Below are 21,756 nucleotides of genomic sequence, written 5' to 3'. Positions count from 1 at the left end.
GCCGGAACGGCAGGCCGCCGGATTGGGCGCGATCAGGCCAATACCGGCGCGACACTGGGCGCGCGCGGAATGCCGGCATGTTTGTCCGGCGACGGCGCGATCGCGGGTCGGTTCGCGCGATGCTCATGCGGGCGTCACGTCATCCCGGCGTCTCCCCGTGCGAGAGTCTCCTCATTCCAGCGTCTCCGGACGGGTCAGGTGCCGGGTGATCGCCTTCTGCAGCATCTCGTTCGTACCACCGCCGATCTCGAGGAGACGTGCGTCGCGCCACAGGCGCTCGACCTCGTAGGCCTCGACGTAGCCGTTGCCGCCGAGCACCTGGATGGCGTGGTCGGCGACCGTCTTGGCCATCCGGGCGCAGTAGAGCTTCGCCCCGTCGGCATCGGCCCCGCAGCCAGGCCCGGCGAGCGCGGAGGCGGCCGCCGCCACGTAGGCGCGCCCCGCCCGGAAGGCCGCGTAGCTCTCCGCGAGGTAGCCCTGGATCTGGCCGTGCTCCCGAAGCGGCGCCCCGAAGGTCCGGCGCTCGCTCGCATAACGGTTCATGATCGCGAGGGCGCGCCGCGCGATCCCCAGCGCGATCGCGGCCAGCATCAGCCGCTCGATCTCCAGGGTGCGCATCAGCATCATCACGGCGCCGCCCTCCGGCCCGACCCGGTTCCCGTCCGGCACCGCGCAGCCGTCGAAGACCAGCTCGGCGCAGGTCGCGGTGCGCATGCCGAGCTTGCCGCCGATCACGCCGCCGAGCCGGAAGCCCGGCATGCCGCGCTGGACGAGGAACAGCGAGAGGCCGCGCACCCCCTCCCCGGTGCGGGCGTAGACGAGGGCGACGTCGCCGAGGTCGCCGGGGCCGAGCGCCCCGTTGGTGATCCAGGTCTTCGTGCCCTCGATGACGTAGCGCCCGCCCTCGCGCCGGGCGGTGGTGCGCATCGCCATCAGGTCGCTGCCCGCACCCGCCTCGCTCATCGCGACCGCGCCGATGGTCCGGCCGGAACAGGCATCCGGCAGCACGCGGGTGCGCTGGGCCTCGCCCGCATGCCGCGCCACCGCGTTCACGAACAGCACCGCATGGGCGAGATACGCGAGGGCAAGGCCCGGATCGGCGGCGGCGAGCTCCTCGTGGATGATCGCCACCGCGACCGGATCGAGCTCCGCGCCGCCGTAGCGCGCCGAAGCGAGGGCCCCGAGCACGCCGAGATCGCCGAGGCGGCGGAACAGGCCCGCGTCGAAGCGCTCCTCCCGGTCGCGGGCGGCCGAGCCCGGCCGCACCTCGCGCTCGGCGAAGCGGCGGACATTGGCGCGGATCTCCGCGGGGTCGAGGGTGTCGCTCACGTGAAGGCCGTGTGGATCGGCATCCGGGCGTCGAGCCGGAGCGAGGGATCGGGAAACAGCGTCACGGTGACGAGGTGGGGATCGACCGGCGCGAAGCCCGCGGCGAGGAGCGCCGCCCCGGGCGCCGTGCCGCCGTCGATCACGACGTTCATCTGCGCGCCCCGCGCGGCGAGGTCGCGCGAGGCCGCGGCGAGCCGGCGGGCGGCGGCCGCCGTCCCGCCCTCCCCGCCCTCGAGCTCGATGAAGCCGACCCGCACCGGCGCCGCGCCGAGCCAGTCGATGAGGTAGGCGGCAACGAAGCCGGTGGCGCGGCCCCCCTCCTCGAACACAAGGGTGTGGCTCGCCGGATGGTCGAGCTGCAGCGAGAGGCGCGCCGGCGACCACGCCATCCGGCAGGCGGCGCCCTGCATGCGGCCTTCCGTCCAGGCGGCGCAGGCGGGCAGGTCCGCGGCCGCGAAGGGACGCGCGGGAGGGCGCGGCCAGGCCCGGGCGGCGGCGGCAAGCGGCGCGGCGAGCCAGGGGGCGAGGCGTTCGAGCCGGTCGAGCCCCGCTGCGGCCACCCCGGGCGGGTCGACCACCGCGCTCCACATCCGCAGGGGCCGCAGAAAGGCGACGTCCTCGGGCCGGCGCGCGGCGGCACTGTCCCAGAAGCGCTTGGCCAGCGAGCCCGGCCGGGTGCTGGTCACCCCGAGGCTCAAGGCGAGGCCGCGCTCCCGGTGGAGCCGCTTCTGGTGGTCGAGCAGGCGCAGGGCGAGGCCACGGTGGCGCGTCTCCGGCGCGATGCTGAGATAGGAGGTCAGGCTGCCCGGCACCGAGCGGCCGCGGATCGCGAACCGCGCCTCCTCGCCGATGAGGCAGCCGATCAGGGCGTCGCCGTCGTAGGCGCAGGCCATCAGCTCCCGGTCGAGGATGCGCGGATCCATCATCCGCCACGCCACGTAGTCGCGGTCCCAGAGCGGGAACCAGGCTTTGCCCGCATAGGCCGTGCGCCAGGAGCGCCCGATCAGGTCGGCGAGGTCGGAGCCGTCCCCCTCGTAGGCGCCGATATGCAGGGGCATGGCGCGCGCTCCGTCAGGCCGCGTCGCGCAGGACCGCCCGGGTGCAGGGCGGGCGCGGGGCGCGCCGCTCGCGGCCGGTGCCGCGCACGTAGAGCCCATCCAGGAGGACGAGGGAGAGGAGGAGGAGGAAGGCCTGGTTCTCCCGCGGGCTCACCGCCCCGCCGCTGCGCCGGACCTTGTCGACGAGGCGCAGGGCCGCCCCGGCCTCGACGGGCCCGACCTCACCGAGCGAAGCGGGCGCGAGCGCGTCCTCGACCCAGGGGATCAGGCGCCCGGCGGCCGGATCGGCGAAGGCGGCGGCGTCCGGGGCGCGATAGGGCTGCTTGGGCTTCTCCAGGATGCGGGCGGGCAGGACGTCCGCGAAGGCGGCCTTGAGCAGGCGCTTCTCGCCGTCCTCGGGGGTCAGGTGGAAGTGGCGCGGCAGGCCCGCCGCGAAGGCGGTGACGTCGGGCGCCAGGAACGGGTTTCGCGGCTCGACCCCGTGGGCGAAGGTCATCCGGTCGCCCTGCGAGGACAGGAGGTAGCCCTCCATCAGGGTGCGGGTCTCGAGCCACTGCGCCCGCGCAACGGGATCGAGCCCGGCGAGCCCGGCGGCGACCTCCGGCAGGGCGCCGTCCTGCGGCGCGACCCTCAGCAGGCGCTGGGCGAGGCGCCCGTTCTCGAAGCGCAGGGCGTGCGAGTAGAGCGGGTCGTCGGCGCCGGCGCTGGAGCGGGCGAAGAGGGCTTCGAGCGCCCGCGTGTCCCCGGTCGCGAAATGCGGAAGGTACGGGTAGAGGCGGCGCAGCCGGCTGCGCCGCGTCTCGGCGTCGAGCGCCGGCCACTCCGCCCGCAGCGCCGTCTCCTTGAACAGGTCGTAGCCGTAGAAGACCTCGTCCGCCCCTTCCCCGCTCAGCACCACCTTGCAGCCGGCCTCCCGGATCCGGCCGGCGAGGCGGTAGATCGGCACGAAGGCGGTGCGGAATTGCGGGATCTCGGCGTGCCAGAGCGCCGGCTCGAAGGCGGCCGCGATGTCGCCCGGGCCGATGACGAGGCGGTCGTGGTCGAGCCCGAGGCGTCCGGCGACGAGGTCCTGGTCGGCGGATTCGTCGAAGGCCGCCTCGGTGAAGCCGACCGAGAAGGCCCGCGGCGGCCGGGCCCCCGCCTCGGCCGCCAGATGCGCCACGACCGCGCTGTCGAGCCCGCCGCTGAGCAGGACCGCGACCTCGACGTCGCCGCGCAGGCGCCGGGCGACGCTGCCGCGCAGGAGCGCCCGGGCACGCTCCGCCGCCGCCTCGAATCCGATCTTGGCGTCGCCCCGCGCCAGGGGCATCTCGGCGTAGCGGGTGAGCCGGATCCTCGTCGGATCGACCCGCAGGCTACCGCCCGCCGGCACCTGGCGGATCCCCCGGTAGGGCGTGGCCTCGCCGAAGGGCGTCCATTGGCCAAAGAGCGCGCTCAACCCGCCCTCGTCCCAGGCGAAGCCGTAACCGGGCCGCGCGAAGAACGCCTTCATCTCGGAGGCGAAGACGAGGCCGCCCGCCTCCTCGCGGTAGAAGAGCGGGCGCTTGCCGGCGCGGTCGCGCACGAGGTGGGTGCAGCGCGCGCGCCGGTCGTGGAGCGCGAAGGCGAAGCCGCCCTCCAGGCGCGACGCCGCCGCCTCGCCCCACTGCATCCAGGCGCGCAGCACCACCTCGGTGTCGCAGCGCGAGCGGAAGACGGCGCCCTCTGCCTCCAGCTCGGCGCGCAATTCGGGGAAGTTGTAGACCTCGCCGTTGAAGGCGATCCACCAGCGCCCGCTCTCGTCGCCCATCGGCTGCTGGCCGAGCGCGAGGTCGACGATCCGCAGGCGCACGGCGCCGAGGGCGACGCGCGCATCCGCGACCACGCCGGCCTCGTCGGGGCCGCGATGCGCGAGGCGATCGAGCATCGCCTCGACCTCGGCCGCGCGCTCGGCGGCGGGGCGGGGCGTTCCCGCGAGGTCGAGGAGGCCGGCGATGCCGCACATGCCCGCCGCCTCCCGTCAGGCCCGCCCGCGCGGCGGCGGCGCGAGGGCGAGATGCGTCAGCGACCGGTCGATGAAGAAGCCGAACCGGGTCAGCACGTCGCCGTAGCCGACCTCCAGGCAGGTGCGGATGCCCGACGCCGCCAGCGTGCGCACGCTCTGCATCCAGCGCACCGGGGCGGCCACCTGCCGGGCGAGAAGATCGTGCGGTGTGCCGGTCAGCCAGTCGCCCGCCACGTTCTCGACCACCGGCAGGCGGGGGCTCGCGAGCGGCAGGCCGCGCAGCAGCTCGGCCAAAGCCGCGGCGGCCGGCGCCATCAGCGGGCTGTGCCACGCCCCGGCGACCGCGAGGCGGCGCAGGGCCTTCGGCCGCAGGGCCGACAGTCGCGCCTCGACCCGGTCGAGGGCCTGGAGCGTGCCGCCGATCGTGACCTGGCCGGGCGCGTTGTCGTTGGTTACGCCGACGGGATGATCCGGCGCCGCGACCTCGCCGCAGACCGCCGCGACATCCGCCGCCCGCAGGCCGATCACCGCGGTCATGCCGCTCGGCGCGCTCGCGGCCAGGGCCTCGTCCATCAGGCGGGCGCGGGCATGGACGAGGCGAAACAGGGCCTCCTCCGGCAGGCTGCCGGCGGCGTGGAGCGCGGTCCATTGCCCGACGCTGTAGCCGGCGACCGCCGCCGTCTCGCCCGCCTGTACGCCGCGCAGGGCGGCGACGCTCGCCAGCACGGTCGCCAGCGAGCTGACGGCGTTCTCCCGCAGGATCTCGGGCCGGGCCTCGATCGAGGCCGGCAGGTCGAAGCCCAGGAGGTCGGAGACGACCGCCGCGCTCTCCCGGAAGCCCGGCGCGCCCCGGAACGGCTCCAGCATCCCCGGATGCTGGGCGCCCTGGCCGGGAAACAGGAGGGCGCGCGGCTCAGAGGGCATCGGCCGGAAGCCCGATCCGCTCGGCCATCCAGGCGACGTCGCCGCGGCCGGGCAGCGTGCCGAGCTTGCGCGCCGCCGCCTCGCGGGAGATCGTGCCGCCGCGCAGCTGCTCGGCGATCTCCATCGCGTAGGGGTGGAAGCCGTGGCGGCGCGAATGGAGATAGACCCCGAGGTCGTTCAGGCGGCAATTGGTGGAGGTGAGCCCGGTATCGGTCGGCTGGCGCCAGCCGAGGGGCGCGAGCGCCGCCTTGATCGCCTCCTCGGAGAGCGCGACGCCGAGCATCGGGTTGACGACGACGACCTCGGGGTCGCCCTCGGCCGCGCCCGGCAGGTCGAAGTAGCGCCGCGCGCCCTCTCCGAGGGCGCCGACGAAGCGGTTGACCAGCGCGGTGCGGATGCGGGCCTGGCGGCCGGGCCGGAGCGTCATCACGGCGCCGTCCCGCGGCACCTGCCCTCCGAGATAGCCGCCAGCGACGATCGGCACCCGCAATTCGAGCGCCCGCTGCAGCATGTGCGTGTTGATGAGGGTGATGCAGGACGAGCAGATCGCGCTCGCGCGCTTGACCGCCGCCGGGGCGTGCAGGTCGTCGCGCTCGACGCTCGCGCGGTACATCCGCTCGGTGAAACGCCGGCTCGGGGTGAACACGACGAGGTCGACGTCGAGGGCGGCGCAGACCGCGCGGCAATTGTCGAGCGTGCCCGCCGACAGGAAGCCGTTATCGACCGTGATCGCGAGGCAGCGCAGGCCCTGCTCCTCGACGAGATGCTTGAGGGTGTAGGAGCTGTCCTTGCCCCCGCTATAGGCGACGATGGCCGCATAGGGCCGCGTGCCGCGATGCGCGGCGTAGAGCGCGTCGAGGCGCGCGCGCAGGGCGACCCGTTCCGCCTCCGCCTCGGCCTCGCCGGTCGCCGCGCAGAGGTCGCACAGGCCGTCGGCCGTGAAGGCGAGCCCCGGCAGGGTCGCCGGCAGCAGGCAGCGCCGGCAGGCCTGGACGGGGGTCGGGCGCGGCCCCGTCACCGGAGGGCGCCCTGCTGCCGGAGCTTTCCGGTGACGACCCGCTCGATGCCGGCGAGCGTCGCCATCTCGGGCGAGGTCAGGTCGTCCTCCTCGATCGCGATCCCGAAGGTCTGCTCCAGGAAGGAGACGAGCTCGACGAAGCCGAAGCTGTCGATGACGTTCGCCTCGAACAGGTCGGTATCCGGACCGACCTCGCCGGCCCCGACCAGGAAGGTCGCGGCGGCGAAGTCCCGGATCCGGTCCCGGACCGCCTCTTTCACAGCCGGGTCCTCGGCCGGCGCCATGGCCTCGGCCAGCACAGTCTGCGCGCTCATCCTGCCTGCCCCCCTGCCCTCTCCTGCGCTACGGGCCGCGCCTGCGGCACGGCCGTCGGCCGGGGGCGGCGCGGATGCAGGGCCTGCCAGCGCCGGTCGGCGGCGCGCCACTCGGCCATCGAGTAGGGATTCGGGATGCCCCACTCGGCCATCCGGGCCCCCATCCGGGCGATGCGGTCGAGCTTGACCGCCATGACGTCCGGGATGTCGAGCTCGTAGTACTGGACGAGGAGCGCGTCGTCGTACTCCTCCGGATAGATCCGGTGCATGCCGAGCCGCGCCTCGAAGCTGTCGGCGGCGGTGAGCCGGCCGAAGACCGGGACGTCGCCGGTGGTCGGGTGGAAGACGAACTGCCAGGGATCGGCGGCGAAGATCGCGTCGCGGTGATCGGACAGGAAGTCGAGGGAGGCCTGGAAGGCGGCCTCGTCCTCGTTCGGGAAGCCGACGATCCATAAGGTGGAGGTCTCGATGCCGGCCTCCGCCAGGGTCTCGATCACCTCGCCCATCACGTCGGACGAGGTCCGCTTGTTCATGAGATCCAGCGTCGCCTGGTCGGCCGATTCGACGCCGAGGCGGGCCCGCACCATGCCGCCCGCCGCGAGGTGGCGGACGTAGTCGGGATCGGTGAGCGGCGCGTCGGCCCGCAGGTAGGCGTCCCAGCGGGTGTCGAGGCCGCGCCGCAGGACGCCGTCGGCGAGGTCCTCGGCGAACAGGTTGGCGAGGGAGTCGCAGAGGAAGAAGCTGCTGCGCCCGTGGCGGGCGCTCAGCGCCTCGATGTCGTCGAGGGCGCTCTCGATCGGCCGCTTGCGGTAGCGCCGCCAGTAGGTGGTCTCGTAGCAGAACGAGCACTGGTAGGCGCAGCCGCGGGTCACCCCCACCGACAGGCGCGTGTAGTGCGGCACGGCGAGCCCGGTATAGTCCGGCGTCGGCAGCCGCCCGACATCCTTGATGAGGTTCCTGTGCACCGGCGTCGCGGCGCGCTCGGCCAGCTCGGTCGAGACGTCGCGAAGCGCATAGATGCGCCGGCGCTCCAGGAGGCCGGCATGGAGGGCGTCCATCAGGATCTCACCCTCGCCGATCACCACGTTGTCGACGTACGGGCAGCGGTCGAGGATGCGCTGGGTGTCCGGGCTGTCGGCGCCCGCCCCCATGATCGGGCCGGGCCCGCCGAGCACGGTGCGGATCTCCGGATCGAAGGCCTTGGCGCGCTTGAGGATGTGGAGGGAGGCCGGGAGCGTCGTCGTCAGCATCGTGCAGCCGACCACCGTCGGCCGGTGGCGCGCGAGCTGCTCGTCCAGGAGGGCGTCGATCCGGGCGTATATCGCCTCGAAGATGCGGTCGAAGGCGGCGAGCGTGCGCGGGTCGATCCGCTGGCGGCCGTCGATGTTCAGGATGCGGGCGGCGAGGTCGCGGTAGGCGGACGGGTCGTCGCGCAGGGACAGCCATGCCATCTGGTGGCGCGCGAAGTAGTCCGGCCCGACCCGCATGATGTTCCAGTGCCGCGCCGCCGGCACCGCGTCGACGAAGGCGTCGAAATAGGCGCGTTGCGCCCGCCAGATCTCCTTGGAGGTGTTGAAGTCGAAGATCGCGACGTCGCGGCCGCGTTCCTTGAGGTAGGCCTGCAGCGAGGTGATGCCGAGGGGCGGGCAGTACGGGTCCCAGAAGGGCGCCATCGCCAGGAAGGTCTTCAACCCGCGCCTCCCGATCAGGGACCAAGGGAATGTCGATGCGCGGCCATCCGGTGCCGCGCCGGACCGGCGCCATCCGCGCCCGAAGGCGCGGCCCGCGCGCCTCAGGAGAACGGCCAGAGCGGCGGCGTCTCCTCCCGCACCACGATCACGACCGGCTGGGCGTCCGCCGCGACGGCGCCGGAGGCCACCAGCTCGCGCACGACCTTTTCGATCCGGGGCACGAGGCTGCCCCGGCCCTTGCGGAGCTTCTTGATCTTGTCCTTCGACTGCCGCTTGCCCAGGTCGACGATCAGCATCGGGGCCGGCGTCGCGGCGCCGTTCGCGACCGTCACGGTGGCTGGGTCATGGGTCGTCGTTTCGAAGACGACCGAGGAAGGCTGCGTGGCCATGCCGGGCTCCGTTCGGAATCATCATACGCAATCGGTCGATCGCTTCGGGATCGCGGCGTGACCGCCGCAGCACCGTCTCAGGCCTCATGTCTCAGAGCCTGTTTGACGTGCTTGGCAAATTCATCCCGCCCTCAACCTCACCCTGAGGTGTCGGCGATCGGAGATCGCGCACGATCGAAGATCGACTGACCTCGAAGGAGGCCTCCGGCAATCACCGTGGTGTCCGGAGCCCTTCTCCGAGGCTCCTTTCACCTGCGATCTTCGATCGCCGGTCACCTCAGGATGAGGTCGCGGATGGGACGGACGATGTCTTCGCGGTGCTGTCCTCGTAGATCGAAAAGCTCTCAGGCCTTGGGCAGCACGCCGCCCGGCAAGGCCTTGCGGGCGACGTTGTAGGCCTTGCGATTGGACTTGATTTGGTTTTCGAGCGCGTCGGCGAGCCATCCGTCCCGGCGCTTGCGGTTGGACTTCTCGTGCAGCCGCAAGCCTTCACGACCGCCAACCTCTTGCGATTCCAGCAACTTACGCTGAATTCGCTCGAACGGCTTGAGCAGCGGCGACACTTTCCGGCGCTTCTTGCCCGAGGCACGATAGATCACGTCCGCCTGACGTCCGCCTGCCTCCAGGCTGACCGCGGTGACACGCTTCACGAGTTTGTCCACCGGAGTCCTCCTGCCGGGCACGCTCCGCTGAAACCAATCATGATCCAGTCGAAGCACGCTGGCAAGCGCATTTCAGCGGCCGGATCCCGATCCGGACCCATCGGAAACTGTTCTGGATTGTCTGTAGCGGACGACGATGGGCACGATGATCTTACCGGAAGCGGTGGGGGCGAGCCCCGACAGAAGCAACCGCCGGGCGCGCTCCACCTCGGCAACCAGCGGGCCGTGCCCGGCCTGGAAGGCCGCGATGTCGGCCTCCCGCACCCGCCCGAGGTCGACCACCACCGGAGGCAGGCAGCGCCGGGTCACGCCGGCTCTCCCGGAGGCGCACTCGCCGCCTCGCCCGGCACGGGCTTCGGCAGCAGCCTGCCGGCCGGGGGATCGTCCACGCATTCGTAGAGCAGCACGACCGGGATCACGTCGCGCGCGTCGTTCAGCCTCGCGGCCTCGCAGATCCGCCCCGCGAGCGCCGCGAGCCGGCGGCTCAGGGCGCCCGACGACTGCCGGAGCCGGCGGATGCGCCCGCGCTTCTGCGCCCCGATGTCGATGATGGCCGTCGGCAGCACCAGGGGGTCGGCGGGGTCGAGGATCATCGGGGAATGCCTCTGCGGAGGGGAAGGACGGTCCGCGACGGGTCCGGGCGCCGTCCGCTCAGTCGGGTTTCGTGTCGGGGTCGTTGATCCGGAACAGGATGCGCCGGATCAGCAGGACCCCGAGGGCGAGCAGCGCCGCCTGCGGCCAGCCCACCGAGGTCGCCGCCTCCACCAGGCGCCCGCCGTCGATCTCGATCCCGAGCCAGCGATGCAGGCCGACCGGCATCACCAGCCAGCCCGCCGTGACCACCGCGAGGACGACGGCGAGCTTCAGCAGCACGTTCATGGTGTAGGCGATCTTGCCGACGATGTTGCGGAACCGGATGAGCGGCTGCTCGATCTCCTGCTGATACCGGAAGAAGGCCTGCGTCGCCATGTCGGCGGCCTGCTCGATCCGCAGGTAGTCCATGCGGGTCGGGCCGTAGATACGCTTGGCCATCGCGCGGCGCACCCGCCGCCGCGCCTTCTTGGCGGCGCGGCGGGTATGCGCCTTCCACGCCTCGTCGAAATCGATGTCCTTGTCGAGACGGGTGATGATCGAGTCGTACAGCACCGTCGAGCGGAAGAACTGGATCGTCTCCAGGCTGACGGGCAGGCCGTTGTCGCGCGCGAGGCTGATGTAGCGCAGCCAGGTCTGCGAGGTCGAGCGCTCCCACCATTCGGCGTCCTTGCTGCTGATGGCGTAGACCCAGTCGGCGTAGATGCCCTCCACCGACTTCATCACCCGCTCGACGTCGATCGGCGGCAGCGGTCCCGAGAGGTTGACGGTGGAGGCGACCATCCGGGCGACGTCGCGGTTGCGCATGTGGTAGTGCAGCTCCCGCCACATGTTCCGGGTCTGGGTCGAGAACCGGCCGATCGCCCCGAAATCGAGGAAGCAGATCCGGTTGCCGGGCAGCACCACGAGGTTGGCCGGGTGCGGGTCGCCGTGGAAGAAGAGCTCCTCCAGGAGCTCCCGGTGCACGGTGCGGATGAGGTTCTGCGCGACGGCCTTCGGCTCGATGCCGCGCGCCTGCAACGCCGCCAGGAAGGGCGCGTCCTTCGCGTCGACCGCGGCCATCAGCTCCCACATCCACACGCCCGACATCAGCTCGGTGACGAGCACGTCCTCGGTCGAGTGGTCGAAATAGACGCGCGGGGCGGTGACGGTGTTGCCGTCCTTCTTGGCGCGGCGCCGGAAGATGTCGGTGTAGCGGGCCTCGGCGCGGAAATCGAGCTCGGCGAGGAGCATCTTCCTGAGCTCCTGCCGGAAGCGGGCGGTGAAGCCCGGCCGGATCAGCGTGAGGGTCTCGGCGCCGATCAGGAGCCAGTCGAGGGCGCGCAGGTCCGCCGCCAGGGTCTCGCCGATCTGCGGCCGCTTCACCTTGACGGCGACGCGCTCGCCGGTCCGCAGCACCGCCTGGTACACGCAGGCGATCGAGGCCGCGCCGATCGGCTCCGGGTCGAAGGCCTCGAACACCTCCGCGAGCGGTCGCCCGAGGCTCCTCTCGACGACGGCGATCGCCACCTCGGTCGGGATCGCCTTGGCCTGGTCGAGCATCTTGCTGAGCTCGACGCAGTAGGCATAGGGCAGCAGGTCGGCGCGCAGGGAGAGCTGCTGGCCGACCTTGGCGAAGGTCGCCCCGGTATCCTCGAAGACGCGGCGCAGCCGTTCGGCGCGCCGCTCGACGGTGTTGCGGCCCCGCAGCGCGTCGACGGCATTGCCGAGGAAGAAGCGCCCGGTCGCGCCGGCCCAGACGAGGAGGCGCTGTGCGGGGCGCAGGAGGCCCGGCCGGTGGACCAGGACCTTCGCCATCGGCAGCGCGACGTGGGAATCGCTGGCCTTGTGCGTCACCACCCGCCGCGGCAGGCTGCGCACGACGCCCTCGGGCTCCGCGGGGCCCTGTGCGCGAGGCCGATATTCCGGGGCGATGTCGACCGGCCCGGGCCACCGCCTCAGGGCGGCGCCGACCGCCCGCTCGACCCGATCAGCCTCTTCCACGTCATCCCCCAACGACGGCGGCGCGCAGGAGCATGCCTGACAAGTGCAGGCCTGTCATGCCACAAGTCCGCGCGTCGTCTCTGCGCCGCGTCGATCGCGGATCGGCCGATCTGGATTTCAGGAGACGGCCGCCGGCGGGCCGGCCCGGATCGTCGCCGCGCCGGAAGGCTTGACGGAACTGACCGACGTCGCGGCCGGAGCCGGCCGGGACAGGATCTCGGCGGGCCATCCGGCACCGGGCGTCGGGGCGCGATCATGGGAGACGCGAACTCCTGCGCACGACCGCGTCATGCCCTTGCGCCTTCCCCCTGCGCCTTCGAGCCCGCTCGAAGGCGATGCGGCGTCAGACGCTCAGATGGCGAAGGATCCGCGCCCGCGCATCGCCGTCGACCGGACCCTCGTCGTCGATCTCGCCGAGCTTGAGCGCAGCCCAGCGGTTCGCGACCCGGAGGGCGAAGTCGAGGTTCTGCTCGACGATCAGCATGGTGGTGCCGTTCGCGACCCGCTCGGCCGCGAGCGCGGCGGCGATGCGGTCGACGACCGAGGGCTGCAGGCCCTCGGAGATCTCGTCGATGAGGAGCAGGCGCGGCCGCAGCATCAGGGCGCGGGCGAGGATCAGCATCTTCTGCTCGCCGCCCGACAGCGTGCCGGCGCGCTGGGAGAGCCGGTCCTTCAGGAACGGGAAGTGGCCGAACACGCGCGCGAGCGCCTCCGGCAGGAGCCGGTCCGAGGCGAGGGCGAGACGCAGGTTGTCGCGGATCGAGAGGTCCTGGAACAGGGGCTGCTCCTGGGGGGCGTAGCCGACGCCGAGCGCCACGAGCTTCGCGGGCGAGAGGTCCGCGACGGAGCGTCCGTCGATCGCGATCGCCCCCGACCGCAATCCGACGAGCCCCAGGATCGTCTTCAGCAGCGTGGTCTTGCCCATGCCGTTCTTGCCGAGCAGCGCGACGCTCTCCCCCGGCCGGATCGCGAGCGACACGCCCCTCACGATCGAGACGGCGCCGTAACCGCTCGACACCTCCGTCAGGACGAGGCCCGCTCCCGCCGCCCCGGTCATCGCGGCGTCGGCCGCGGACGCGTCAGCCCTGGACGCTTCCGCCATGGACATGTCAGCCATGCGCGCCTCCCGCGTAGATGGTCCGCACCAGCGCGGAGCCGACGACCTCGTCGACCGTGCCGTCGAGCACCAGGCGGCCCTGGTGCAGCACCACGATGCGCGAGGAGATCTCGCGCACGAAGTCGAGGTCGTGCTCGACCAGCACCACCGCGATCCCGAGATCGGCGGTCAGGCCCTTGAGCACGGTGCCGATCGTGGTGCGCTCCGCCTTGGTCAGGCCGGCCGTGGGCTCGTCGAGCAGGATGAGCCGCGGCTCCAGGGCCACCACCATCGCGAGTTCGAGCGCCTGCTTCTGGCCGTGCGAGAGCAGGCGGGCGGGCGCGGCGAGCTGTGCGTCGAGCCCGGTCATCCGCAGGATGTCGAGCACCGCCTGCGGCAGGCCGAGGGTCTCGGCCCGGGCGAGCGGGCTCAACCCCGCCCGGGAGGCGCGCGCGAGCCGCAGGCAATCGGCAATCGAGAGGCTCTCGAACACGCTCGCGACCTGGAACTTGCGCCCGACGCCGAGGGCGACGATGCGGTTCGGGGTCAGGCCGGCGGTCGGGACGCCGCCGACCGCGATGGCGCCCCGGAACGGCTCGGTGCCGTCGCTCAGGCAGCGCATCAGCGTGGTCTTGCCGGCCCCGTTCGGCCCGACGAGGCTGACGAGCTCGCCCGCCCGGACGGTGAGATCGATGTTCTCCAGCACCGTCAGGCTGCCGTAGGACTTGGCGAGGCCCTGGACGGCGAGGAGCGGACCGTCCGTCCGTGCGGCTGCCCGGGAGGGATCCGCGCGCAGGCGCGGCACGGACGCGGGCGACCGCCGGTGCGGCACGAGCCCCCAGGCGCGGCGGGCGAGGTCCGCGAGGCCCCCCGGCAGCAGGATGATGATGGCGACGAAGGCGGTCCCGAGGAGGAGCTGCCAGAGGAAGGGCAGGTCGCCCGAGAGGTTCGCCGCGAGATAGTCGATCGCGATCGTGCCGAGGACCGGTCCGATCAGCGTGCCGCGGCCGCCGAGCGCGACCCAGATCACCAGCTCGGTGCCGAACAGGAAGCCGGCATTCTCCGGCGCCACGACGCCGGAGGCGTTGGCGAAGACGAAGCCGGCAAGCCCCGCCACGCCCGCCAGCACCGCCGTGAGGCCGATCTGCAGGCGCCTCGGGTTGAGGCCGAGATAGGCGCAGCGCGCCTCGTTGTCCCGCAACGCCACGAGCAGGCGCCCGGCATCGGAGCGCACGAGGATCCAGGCCGCCAGCGTCACGGCGACGAGCAGGAGGCCCGCGAGGCGGAAATACCCCTCGATCTCGAGGGGCAGCACGTCGAAGCCGACGAGGCCGCTGCTGGAGCCGGTCCGCTCGCCGCCCGAATAGATGGCCTGCGTCACCACGATCGGCACGACGAGGGAGATCACCGAGGCGTAGAGCGCCGTCGAGCGGTGATAGAAGGACAGCCAGCCGACCGCGAGGCCGAGGAGGACGGGCGCCGCGACGGCGAGCGCGGCGGCGGCCAGCATCCAGGGCGGCGCCCCGCCCTTCGCGGTGAGCAGCATCGCGGTCGCGTAGGCGCCGATCCCGAAGAACGCCGCCTGCCCGAAGGTCAGGATGCCGGCGAACCCCCACAGGAGGTCGACCGTGACGGCGAGCACCGCGTAGATCATCGAGCGGGTCAGCACGTTGACCGCGAAGGTGTCGAGGCCGAGCGGCGCGAGCCAGAGCGCGCCGGCGGCCAGCAGCGCGACGACGAGCGGGGCCGCCCGCGCGAGACGGGGCCGCTCGCCCGCGCCGGCGGCGGGCCTGGCGGCCGTGATGGTCTCAGGCACGCGAGAATCCTTTCGGGCTGATGCGCAGCACGAGGGCGGCCAGGACCGCGACCGCGATGCTGCCGAGCACCGGGCTGACGAAGGTGCTGACGAGCACCTGCGCCGCCCCGAAGACGAGGCAGGCCGCGGCAAGCGCGAGGAACGAGGCGTCGGCGACCATCACCAGCATGAAGGCGCCGATCAGCCAGCCGACCCCCATGGTGGGATCGACGCTGGTCAGCGGCGTGAGGAGCACGCCCGCCAAAGCCGCGAGCCCGGCCCCGATCATGAAGACCACGAGGCGCACCCGGGCGGTGTCGAGGCCCAGGCCTCGCGCCAGGGTCTCGTTCATGATCACGGCGCGGGCCGAGAGCCCCAGCCGCGTGCGCTCGATGACGAGCGCGAAGGCCGCCCCGATGACGAGCGCGGCCAGGAGCGCGACGAGGCGGTAGGCGGAATAGCCGGTGCCCAGGACCTCGACGGTGCCGGAGAGGAGGTTCGGGGTGAGCTGGACGTCGCGCCCGAAGGCGAGCGTGATGAGCTGCCCGACGACGATGCCGAGGCCCCAGGTGGCCAGGATCGCGTCCAGGGGCCGGCGGTAGAGCGGGCGGATGATGAACAGCTCGGCGAGGCCCCCGAGGGCCGCGCCCACCGCGAAGGCGAGGGGCAGCGCCGCCCAGGGGTTCAGCCCGAGCCTCGCCGCCACGACGGCGCAGTAGGCGCCGATCGTGAGCCAGGCGCCGTGCGCGAAGTTGATGATCTTCAGCACGCCGAAGACCGCGAGAAGCCCGATCGCCACCACGAACAGGATCGCGGCGGTGGTCAGGATGTCGAGGAGGAGCAGCATCGTGCCTGTCCGGGTGGAGGCGAACGGCGGGGCGCCGGTCACGGGATCGTCTGAAATTCGGCCGATCGCTTCCGGCGATCACTCCGTGATCGCTTTCGGATGGCCGATCGCGTCTTCGCTCAAGCCTGCGGCGCCTCCGGCCCCACCGCGCGAGCGTCCTGAGAGCCTGTCTGATGGCTCCGGACGATGTCATACCCGCCGCGTCATTCCGGGGCCGCGCAGCGGAGCCCGGGATGATTGAGAGGAGTGTCGGTGTGCGTGCCAGATCGACCGGCGCAACCAATCAACCAGGCTCTCATGTCATTTCCGGTTGATCCGTTCCGATACGAACAGAGCGCGGGATCCCCTCTCCCGTGTGGGAGAGGGGTAGGGGTGAGGGTGGAGACGGTGCGGTGTGAACCAATGACCGCAGAGCTGCCAGCACGACGGTCTGAGCTTTAGCCAGAGCCGTGGCACCCTCACCCCCGGCCCCTCTCCCACACGGGAGAGGGGGGACGCGCTCTACCTTGAGGGGACGGATCAGGCGAACATCATATCAATCCAGCTTCGGGCATTGCTCGCCCGGATCGACATCCTTGAAGGTTCCGGCGACCTTGACCGAGCCGTCGGCCTGGACCTGACCGAGATACATCGTCAGCGGCGCGTGGTGCTGCTTGCTCATGCCGATCGTGCCGCGCGGGCCGGTGGCGGTCACGGTCGGCAGGGCCGCCAGCACCTTGGCGCTCTCGGTGCCGCCGGCTTTCTCGACCGCGGCCTTGTAGAGGTAGATCGCCTCGTATTGGGGGACCGAGAGGTCGTTGGGCGTGCGCAGGCCTGCGCCGAACTTCTTCTCCATGGCGGCGAGGAACGCCTTGTTCTGCGGGCTGTCGATGCCGGTGACGTAGGAGGCCGAGAGGTAGATCCCCTCCGCATCGGCCCCCATGCTCTTGGCGGTGCCCTCGTCGACCGCGAGGTTGGCGTAGGGCAGCGACACGCCGGCGCCGCGCAGCTGCTTGGTCAGCGTGACGTTCGGGGCGCCGCCGGCCGTGGAGGTGACGAGCGCGTCGGGCTTGGCCTCCTTCAGCTTCGAGATGATCGCGGTCCAGTCGCTGCCGTCCATCGGCAGGTATTCCTCGCCGACCACCTTCCCGCCGGTCTTCTCGATGTAGCCGCGCGTGAAGGCGAGCATGCCGCGGCCGAAGGCGTAGTCGCTGCCGATCAGGAAGTAGGTCTTGGCCCCCTTGTCCTTCGAGAAGGCGTCGATCACCGGCGGCACCTGCTGCTCGGGCACCCAGCCGTTGACGAACAGGTTCTTGTTGCAGGAGCGGCCCTCGTAGAACGAGGTGTAGATGTAGGGCACGCGGCCCTTGGTGACGGCGGGCAGGCCGGCGTTGCGGGCCGCGCTCGTCTCCATCGCGATGATGACGTCGACCTTCTTCTGGTAGATCAGCGAATCGAACGCCTTCTGGGCGCCGGCCGCGCCCGAGGCGTCGTCCGCGACCTCGAGGGCGAGCGGGCGGCCGAGCACGCCGCCGCCGGCGTTGATCTCCTCGACCGCGAGCTCCGCCGCCTGCACGACGGAGGGCGCGACGACGCTGTTGGCCCCCGACAGGCCGACCGGCACGCCGATGACGATCGGCTTCTCCGCCGCGAGGACGGGCGAGGCGGTGAGCGCGAGGGCGGCGAGCGCGCCGACGAGGTGACGGTTCTGCATGGTGCGGGCTCCTCTCAGGGTGCGGGCGTCAGGCGTAGAGGTCGGTGCGGCGGTCGCCGAGGACGGAGTTGAATTCGTTGAGGTCCTTGGCGCCGGCCTCGGCGAGGTCGATCACCGCCGAGATGGTCTCGGGGGCCTCACGGCTCGCCGGGCCGGCGAGCGTCCAGCCCTTGGGGCCGATGATCAGGCTCTGGCCCTCGAAGGGCTGGCCGCGCTCGACGCCGACGCGGTCGGCGCAGGCGATGAAGATCCCGTTGGAATGCGCCGCGGCCCGGTGCAGCGTGTTGGCCATCGCCGCCTCGCCCGCGGGCTGGTCCGGCATCGGCACCCAGTTGGTCGGTATGCAGACGATCTCGGCGCCGGCGAGGGCGAGCCGGCGGAAGGTCTCGGGGAACCAGCCATCGTAGCAGATCGCGATGCCGATCCGGCCCAGAGCCGTGTCGAAGACCGGGAAGCCGAGGTCGCCCTTGCGGAAGAACAGGTTCTCCCGGTACCAGAGATGCGCCTTGCGGTAGGTGCCGATGAAGCCGTCGGGCCCGGTGATCAGGGCGGCGTTGTAGAGCGCGTCCCCGGCCTGCTCGGCGATCCCCGCCACGATGTGGATGCCGAGCTCGGCCGCGAGGTCGCCCCAGGCGCGGGTGGTGGGGCCGTCCGGCACCGGCTCGGCGAGCGCCGCCGCCTCCTCCGGGGTCTCGAACACGTAGCCGGTGCTGGCGAGCTCCGGCAGCACGACGAGCCGGCTGCCCTCGCGGGCGGCGGCGCGGACGAGGTCCGAGGCGCGGGCGAGGTTCTTCGCGACGGCGCCGAATTCGGGCTCGAACTGGATGCAGGAGACCCTGAGGGGTGGACGAGCGGGATCATTCGCCTGGATCATGATCGCTCCAAAACGCAAAAAGCCCCTGGACGCGGAAAAGACTTCCGCAGACCAGAGGCTCCAAAGCCGGGATGTGGTGCAGCACGCGGCCGCTGGGCAACCTTGCCCATATCGCTACGATACTCAAGGAAGGGGCGGCCGCAAGACCATAATGCGGGCAGGCGCTGCCCGGATCAGGTCTTCTCCGCCAGCGCGATGCGCAGGCCGAGCCCGTTCATCGCCTCGTGCGCCGCCACGACGCTCTCGGCGACGCTTGCCATCGGCACCCGCGCCGCGGTGGCGCGGTCGCGCAGGAGCCGGTAGGCGGCGTCCTCGTCGATGCGGTTGAGGTCGACGAGCAGGCGCACCGCCTTCTCGACGCTGCGGCGCCCCTTCATGGTCTCCTCGAGCCGGGTGATCTTGCTGGTCAGCCGGCCCTCGTAGCCGCGCCGGTAGCGGGCGAGGGCGAACTGGGTCAGCACCCCGCGCGGCCGCAGCGGCTTCGTCAGGACGCCGTGGGCGTTGACGTCGACGATGGCCTTCAGCGAGGTCGGGCTCTCGTAGGCCACGACGGCGACGACCGCCGGCTCGGTCTCCTCGATGGCCGGCAGCAGGTGGCGGACATCGGCGTCGTCGAGCTGGATGAACAGCGTGTCGATGTCCGGCGGCAGAGCCGCCGGGGGCGGCCAGGCCTGGGAGACCTCGCAGCCGAGGCGACGGAGCTGGTCGACCAGCAGCGTGCCCTCCTCGTCGCGCGGATGGACGACCAGCGCCCGGGCGCGCCGCAGGTCGTCCAGGATCGTGCGGGTCGGGGTCTTGCGGGCCGGCGCGCTCATGCGGCCAACCCGTCCTCGAGGGCGTTCAGCTCGAAGCGCGACCAGGCGAGGTAGGGGTCGGGCCGCACCGGGCGGCGGGCGCGCCAGACCAGGTCGAACTGGCCGTCGGCGCGCGCGACCCCCATGCCGGGGGTGAGCCAGATGTGCCGGGTCTCGCCGTCGAAGGCGAGCTCGCCCTCCGGCGCGAGGTAGAGCTGGCGCAGGGCCGCCGCGCTCAGGCGCTCGGCGTCGAGCGTGCCGGCCTCGGCGAGGGCGCGGGCGAAGAGGTGGACCTGCGCGTAGGCCGTCTCCGACCACATGCTGGTCGGACGTTCCGGCCCGAACCGCGCCCGGAAGGCCGAGACGAAGCGGCGGTTCTCGTCGCCCTCGAGGCTGCCGAAATAGGGGGCCGCCAGCACGTGGCCGGTGCAGGCCTCGGGGCCGATCGCCCGGATCTGGCCCTCCGCCAGGGTGAGGCTCGCGATCGGGCAGCGCGTGCGGTCGATCCCGGCCGCCGCGTAGGCGCGGTAGAGCCGCTCCGCGCCCCGGCCGACCACGGTCGAGAACACGGCGTCGGGCGCGGCGCGCAGGATCTCGGCGACCATCCGCCCATGGGCGTCCTCGTCCGCGTCGAGGGGGGCGTAGATCTCGCCCAGGATCGTGCCGCCCTTGGTCTCGACCAGGTCGCGCATCACCCGGTTCGATTCCCGGGGATAGATGTAGTCCGAGCCGACCATGAAGATCCGCGGGCCGTATTCCTGCAGCAGGAAATCCGCAAGCGCGAAGACGTTCTGGTTCAGCGTGGCGCCGGTATAGACGACGTTCTCGGAATACTCGAACCCCTCGTAGATCGACGGGTACCAGAGCAGGCCGTTGTGGCGTTCCATGGTGGAGAGCACGGCCTTCCGGCTGGCCGAGAGCGAGCAGCCGAACACCACCTCGACCCCGTCCTCGGCGAGCATCCGCCGGGCGAGGCCGCGATAGGCGTCCATGTCGCCGGCCGGATCGTAGCAGACCGGCTCGATCGCGCGACCGAGCACGCCGCCGGCGGTGTTGATCTCCTCGATCGCGAGCGCGGTTCCGAGGAAGTGCTCGGTCTCGGTGATCCCGCTCACCCCGCTGCGGGAAAAAAGCACCCCGACGCGCCACGTCGCATTGCCCGTGCCCACCATGCGTCACCCGTCGTTCCGTGCAGGGCCGCACTCGTAGCCGAGGGACGGTGCGCCTGGGAAGCGCGCCGGCCGGGCATCGGCGCGCATCGCCCGCATCACCGGCTTCGCCGAGGGCATCCCGGAACGGCGCGACGGGTCGGGAGCATGGCGCGGGGTCCCCTGGGCCGGATCGGGGGGCGCGGCCGCACCGGCGCATGCCCGGGGTCCGGAGCGGGCCGGTCAGGAGGCTGCCGGGCCGATCGGGCCGACGCCGCGCAACGGACGAGGTCGCGGCCGCGGGCGGGGGCATGCCCCGGCACCGCCCGGGACGGTCGTCCGGCGGCCCCGCTGTCCCGTTCGATCAAGCCGACCCGGCGCGAGCTGCCACGATGCCGCGCGGTCCTCCGGACGCGGGCGGATCCGAGCCTGGCGAAGGTGGCGAGGGCGATCATGCATCAAGCTTGCGGTCTCCTGCTCGTCCTCGCCCTCGCGGTCGCGCCCGCCGCCCGCGCCGAGCCCGACCCCGGCGCGCTGGCGGTCGGCACCGTCGCCGCCCAGCGCAAGGCCATCGACAAGGCGCTCGACTTCGTCGGCCGCGTCGAGGCGGTGAGCCGGGTCGAGGTGCGGGCGCGGGTCACCGGCTATCTCGAGGCGGTCCTGTTCAAGGAGGGCGACCTCGTCAAGGAGGGCGCGCCCCTCTACCGGATCGAGCCCGACCTGTTCGAGGCTTCCGTTCGCCAGGCGGAGGGCGCGCTGGAGCGCAGCCACGCCGCCGAGACCCTCGCGGCGATCCAGCTCCAGCGCGCGCAGGACCTCCTCGACCGCAATTCCGGCACGGTCGTCGCCCGCGACCAGGCCCGCGCCGCCCTCGACCAGTCGCGGGGCGCCGTGATGGGCGACGAGGCGAACCTGAAGACCGCCCAGATCAACCTCGGCTACACGAAGATCGTCTCACCGATCGCCGGCCGCATCGGCCGCACCAGCGTCACCAAGGGCAACGTCGTCGGGCCCGACAGCGGGGTCCTGACCGCGATCGTCAGCCAGGACCCGATGTACGTCACCTTCCCGGTGAGCCAGCGCGAGTTCCTGCGCGTGCAGCAGGGCGGTGCCGTGCTGGACCGCAGCAAGATCGCGGTGCGGCTGCGCTTCCCGGACGGCTCGACCTACGACCAGGTCGGGCGGGTGAACTTCGTCAACATCAGCGTCGAGCGCACCACCGACACGGTGCTGGTGCGCGCCAGCATGCCGAACCCGGCCGGCATCCTGCGCGACGGCCAGCTCGTGCAGGTCGCGCTCCAGACCGGCACGCCGGAGGAGAAGGTGGTGGTGCCGCAAGGCGCGCTCATCGCCGACCAGGGCGGCGTCTACGTCTTCGTGGTCGAGAACGACCGGGCGGTGACGCGGCGCGTGACGCCGGCTTCCGGCGGCGGCGGCACCGAGGCGGTGATCGAGAGCGGCCTCAACGGCGGCGAGCTCGTCATCGTCGACGGATTGCAGCGGGTGCGGCCCGGCCTCGCGGTCCGGGCGGTCCCGGCCTCGCCGTCTGCCGGCAGGACGTGACCC

General features: G+C 72.3%; 20 protein-coding genes. 1 reads left to right on the top strand and 19 read right to left on the bottom strand.

Annotated elements, in window-relative coordinates; all coding sequences use genetic code 11:
* Window positions 1-171: 171 nt before the first annotated feature.
* The 19 genes from EU555_RS13500 to EU555_RS13410 form a co-directional block, all read right to left on the bottom strand.
* Window positions 172-1,329, bottom strand: a complete 1,158-nt coding sequence (locus EU555_RS13500; RefSeq protein WP_135415163.1) for an acyl-CoA dehydrogenase family protein — start codon at window positions 1,327-1,329, stop codon at window positions 172-174.
* Entirely contained in the window at window positions 1,326-2,387 is a 1,062-nt protein-coding gene (locus EU555_RS13495; protein ID WP_167858536.1) for a GNAT family N-acetyltransferase, read from the bottom strand. The genes EU555_RS13500 and EU555_RS13495 overlap by 4 nt, the downstream gene beginning before the upstream one ends.
* Before the next feature lie 13 nt (window positions 2,388-2,400).
* The gene (gene asnB / locus EU555_RS13490) at window positions 2,401-4,371 is read right to left on the bottom strand and encodes an asparagine synthase (glutamine-hydrolyzing) (protein ID WP_135415161.1); all 1,971 of its coding nucleotides are present in this window, start codon (window positions 4,369-4,371) and stop codon (window positions 2,401-2,403) included.
* 15 nt (window positions 4,372-4,386) lie between these two features.
* Window positions 4,387-5,295, bottom strand: coding sequence for an ACP S-malonyltransferase (locus EU555_RS13485; RefSeq protein ID WP_135415160.1), 909 nt, complete (start codon window positions 5,293-5,295; stop codon window positions 4,387-4,389).
* A complete protein-coding gene (locus EU555_RS13480; protein ID WP_135415159.1) occupies window positions 5,285-6,313 on the bottom strand; it encodes an adenine nucleotide alpha hydrolase family protein in 1,029 nt (342 codons plus the stop codon). The genes EU555_RS13485 and EU555_RS13480 overlap by 11 nt, the downstream gene beginning before the upstream one ends.
* The gene (locus EU555_RS36140) at window positions 6,310-6,627 is read right to left on the bottom strand and encodes an acyl carrier protein (RefSeq protein WP_167858535.1); all 318 of its coding nucleotides are present in this window, start codon (window positions 6,625-6,627) and stop codon (window positions 6,310-6,312) included. Before EU555_RS36140 ends, EU555_RS13480 begins: the two co-directional genes overlap by 4 nt.
* Window positions 6,624-8,318: a B12-binding domain-containing radical SAM protein gene (locus EU555_RS13470; protein ID WP_135415158.1), complete on the bottom strand. Its 1,695-nt coding sequence runs from the start codon at window positions 8,316-8,318 to the stop codon at window positions 6,624-6,626. The genes EU555_RS36140 and EU555_RS13470 overlap by 4 nt, the downstream gene beginning before the upstream one ends.
* Before the next feature lie 101 nt (window positions 8,319-8,419).
* Window positions 8,420-8,707 (bottom strand): DUF6200 domain-containing protein, encoded by a 288-nt coding sequence (locus EU555_RS13465; protein WP_135415157.1) that lies wholly within the window; start codon window positions 8,705-8,707, stop codon window positions 8,420-8,422.
* Between the two features lie 344 nt (window positions 8,708-9,051).
* A complete protein-coding gene (locus EU555_RS13460) occupies window positions 9,052-9,369 on the bottom strand; it encodes a DUF6312 domain-containing protein (protein ID WP_135415156.1) in 318 nt (105 codons plus the stop codon).
* Between the two features lie 72 nt (window positions 9,370-9,441).
* A complete protein-coding gene (locus EU555_RS13455; protein ID WP_135415155.1) occupies window positions 9,442-9,678 on the bottom strand; it encodes a hypothetical protein in 237 nt (78 codons plus the stop codon).
* Window positions 9,675-9,962 carry a hypothetical protein gene (locus EU555_RS13450; RefSeq protein ID WP_135415154.1) on the bottom strand — a complete coding sequence of 96 codons (288 nt, stop codon included), beginning with the start codon at window positions 9,960-9,962 and terminating at the stop codon, window positions 9,675-9,677. Before EU555_RS13450 ends, EU555_RS13455 begins: the two co-directional genes overlap by 4 nt.
* 58 nt (window positions 9,963-10,020) lie before the next feature.
* Window positions 10,021-11,943, bottom strand: coding sequence for an ABC1 kinase family protein (locus EU555_RS13445; RefSeq protein ID WP_135415153.1), 1,923 nt, complete (start codon window positions 11,941-11,943; stop codon window positions 10,021-10,023).
* Window positions 11,944-12,286: 343 nt separating this feature from the next.
* Window positions 12,287-13,000, bottom strand: coding sequence for an ABC transporter ATP-binding protein (locus tag EU555_RS13440; RefSeq protein ID WP_135415352.1), 714 nt, complete (start codon window positions 12,998-13,000; stop codon window positions 12,287-12,289).
* Window positions 13,001-13,052: 52 nt separating this feature from the next.
* Window positions 13,053-14,855 (bottom strand): branched-chain amino acid ABC transporter ATP-binding protein/permease, encoded by a 1,803-nt coding sequence (locus EU555_RS13435; protein ID WP_135415152.1) that lies wholly within the window; start codon window positions 14,853-14,855, stop codon window positions 13,053-13,055.
* The gene (locus EU555_RS13430) at window positions 14,848-15,681 is read right to left on the bottom strand and encodes a branched-chain amino acid ABC transporter permease (RefSeq protein ID WP_135415151.1); all 834 of its coding nucleotides are present in this window, start codon (window positions 15,679-15,681) and stop codon (window positions 14,848-14,850) included. The genes EU555_RS13435 and EU555_RS13430 overlap by 8 nt, the downstream gene beginning before the upstream one ends.
* A gap of 535 nt (window positions 15,682-16,216) precedes the next feature.
* Window positions 16,217-17,374, bottom strand: coding sequence for a substrate-binding protein (locus tag EU555_RS13425; RefSeq protein ID WP_135415150.1), 1,158 nt, complete (start codon window positions 17,372-17,374; stop codon window positions 16,217-16,219).
* A 28-nt stretch (window positions 17,375-17,402) separates the two neighbouring features.
* Complete coding sequence (locus EU555_RS13420; RefSeq protein WP_135415149.1) at window positions 17,403-18,248, bottom strand: nitrilase family protein; 846 nt, start codon at window positions 18,246-18,248, stop codon at window positions 17,403-17,405.
* Between the two features lie 173 nt (window positions 18,249-18,421).
* Entirely contained in the window at window positions 18,422-19,063 is a 642-nt protein-coding gene (locus EU555_RS13415) for an ANTAR domain-containing response regulator (RefSeq protein WP_135415148.1), read from the bottom strand.
* A complete protein-coding gene (locus tag EU555_RS13410) occupies window positions 19,060-20,214 on the bottom strand; it encodes a transporter substrate-binding domain-containing protein (protein WP_135415147.1) in 1,155 nt (384 codons plus the stop codon). Before EU555_RS13410 ends, EU555_RS13415 begins: the two co-directional genes overlap by 4 nt.
* Window positions 20,215-20,643: 429 nt before the next feature.
* On the opposite strand from EU555_RS13410, the gene EU555_RS13405 reads away from it, so the two are divergent.
* Complete coding sequence (locus tag EU555_RS13405; RefSeq protein WP_205820921.1) at window positions 20,644-21,753, top strand: efflux RND transporter periplasmic adaptor subunit; 1,110 nt, start codon at window positions 20,644-20,646, stop codon at window positions 21,751-21,753.
* Window positions 21,754-21,756 lie beyond the last annotated feature (3 nt).

This window comes from Methylobacterium nonmethylotrophicum (assembly GCF_004745635.1).
Classification (GTDB): domain Bacteria; phylum Pseudomonadota; class Alphaproteobacteria; order Rhizobiales; family Beijerinckiaceae; genus Methylobacterium; species Methylobacterium nonmethylotrophicum.
This window is presented reverse-complemented; position numbering and strand designations above follow the sequence as displayed.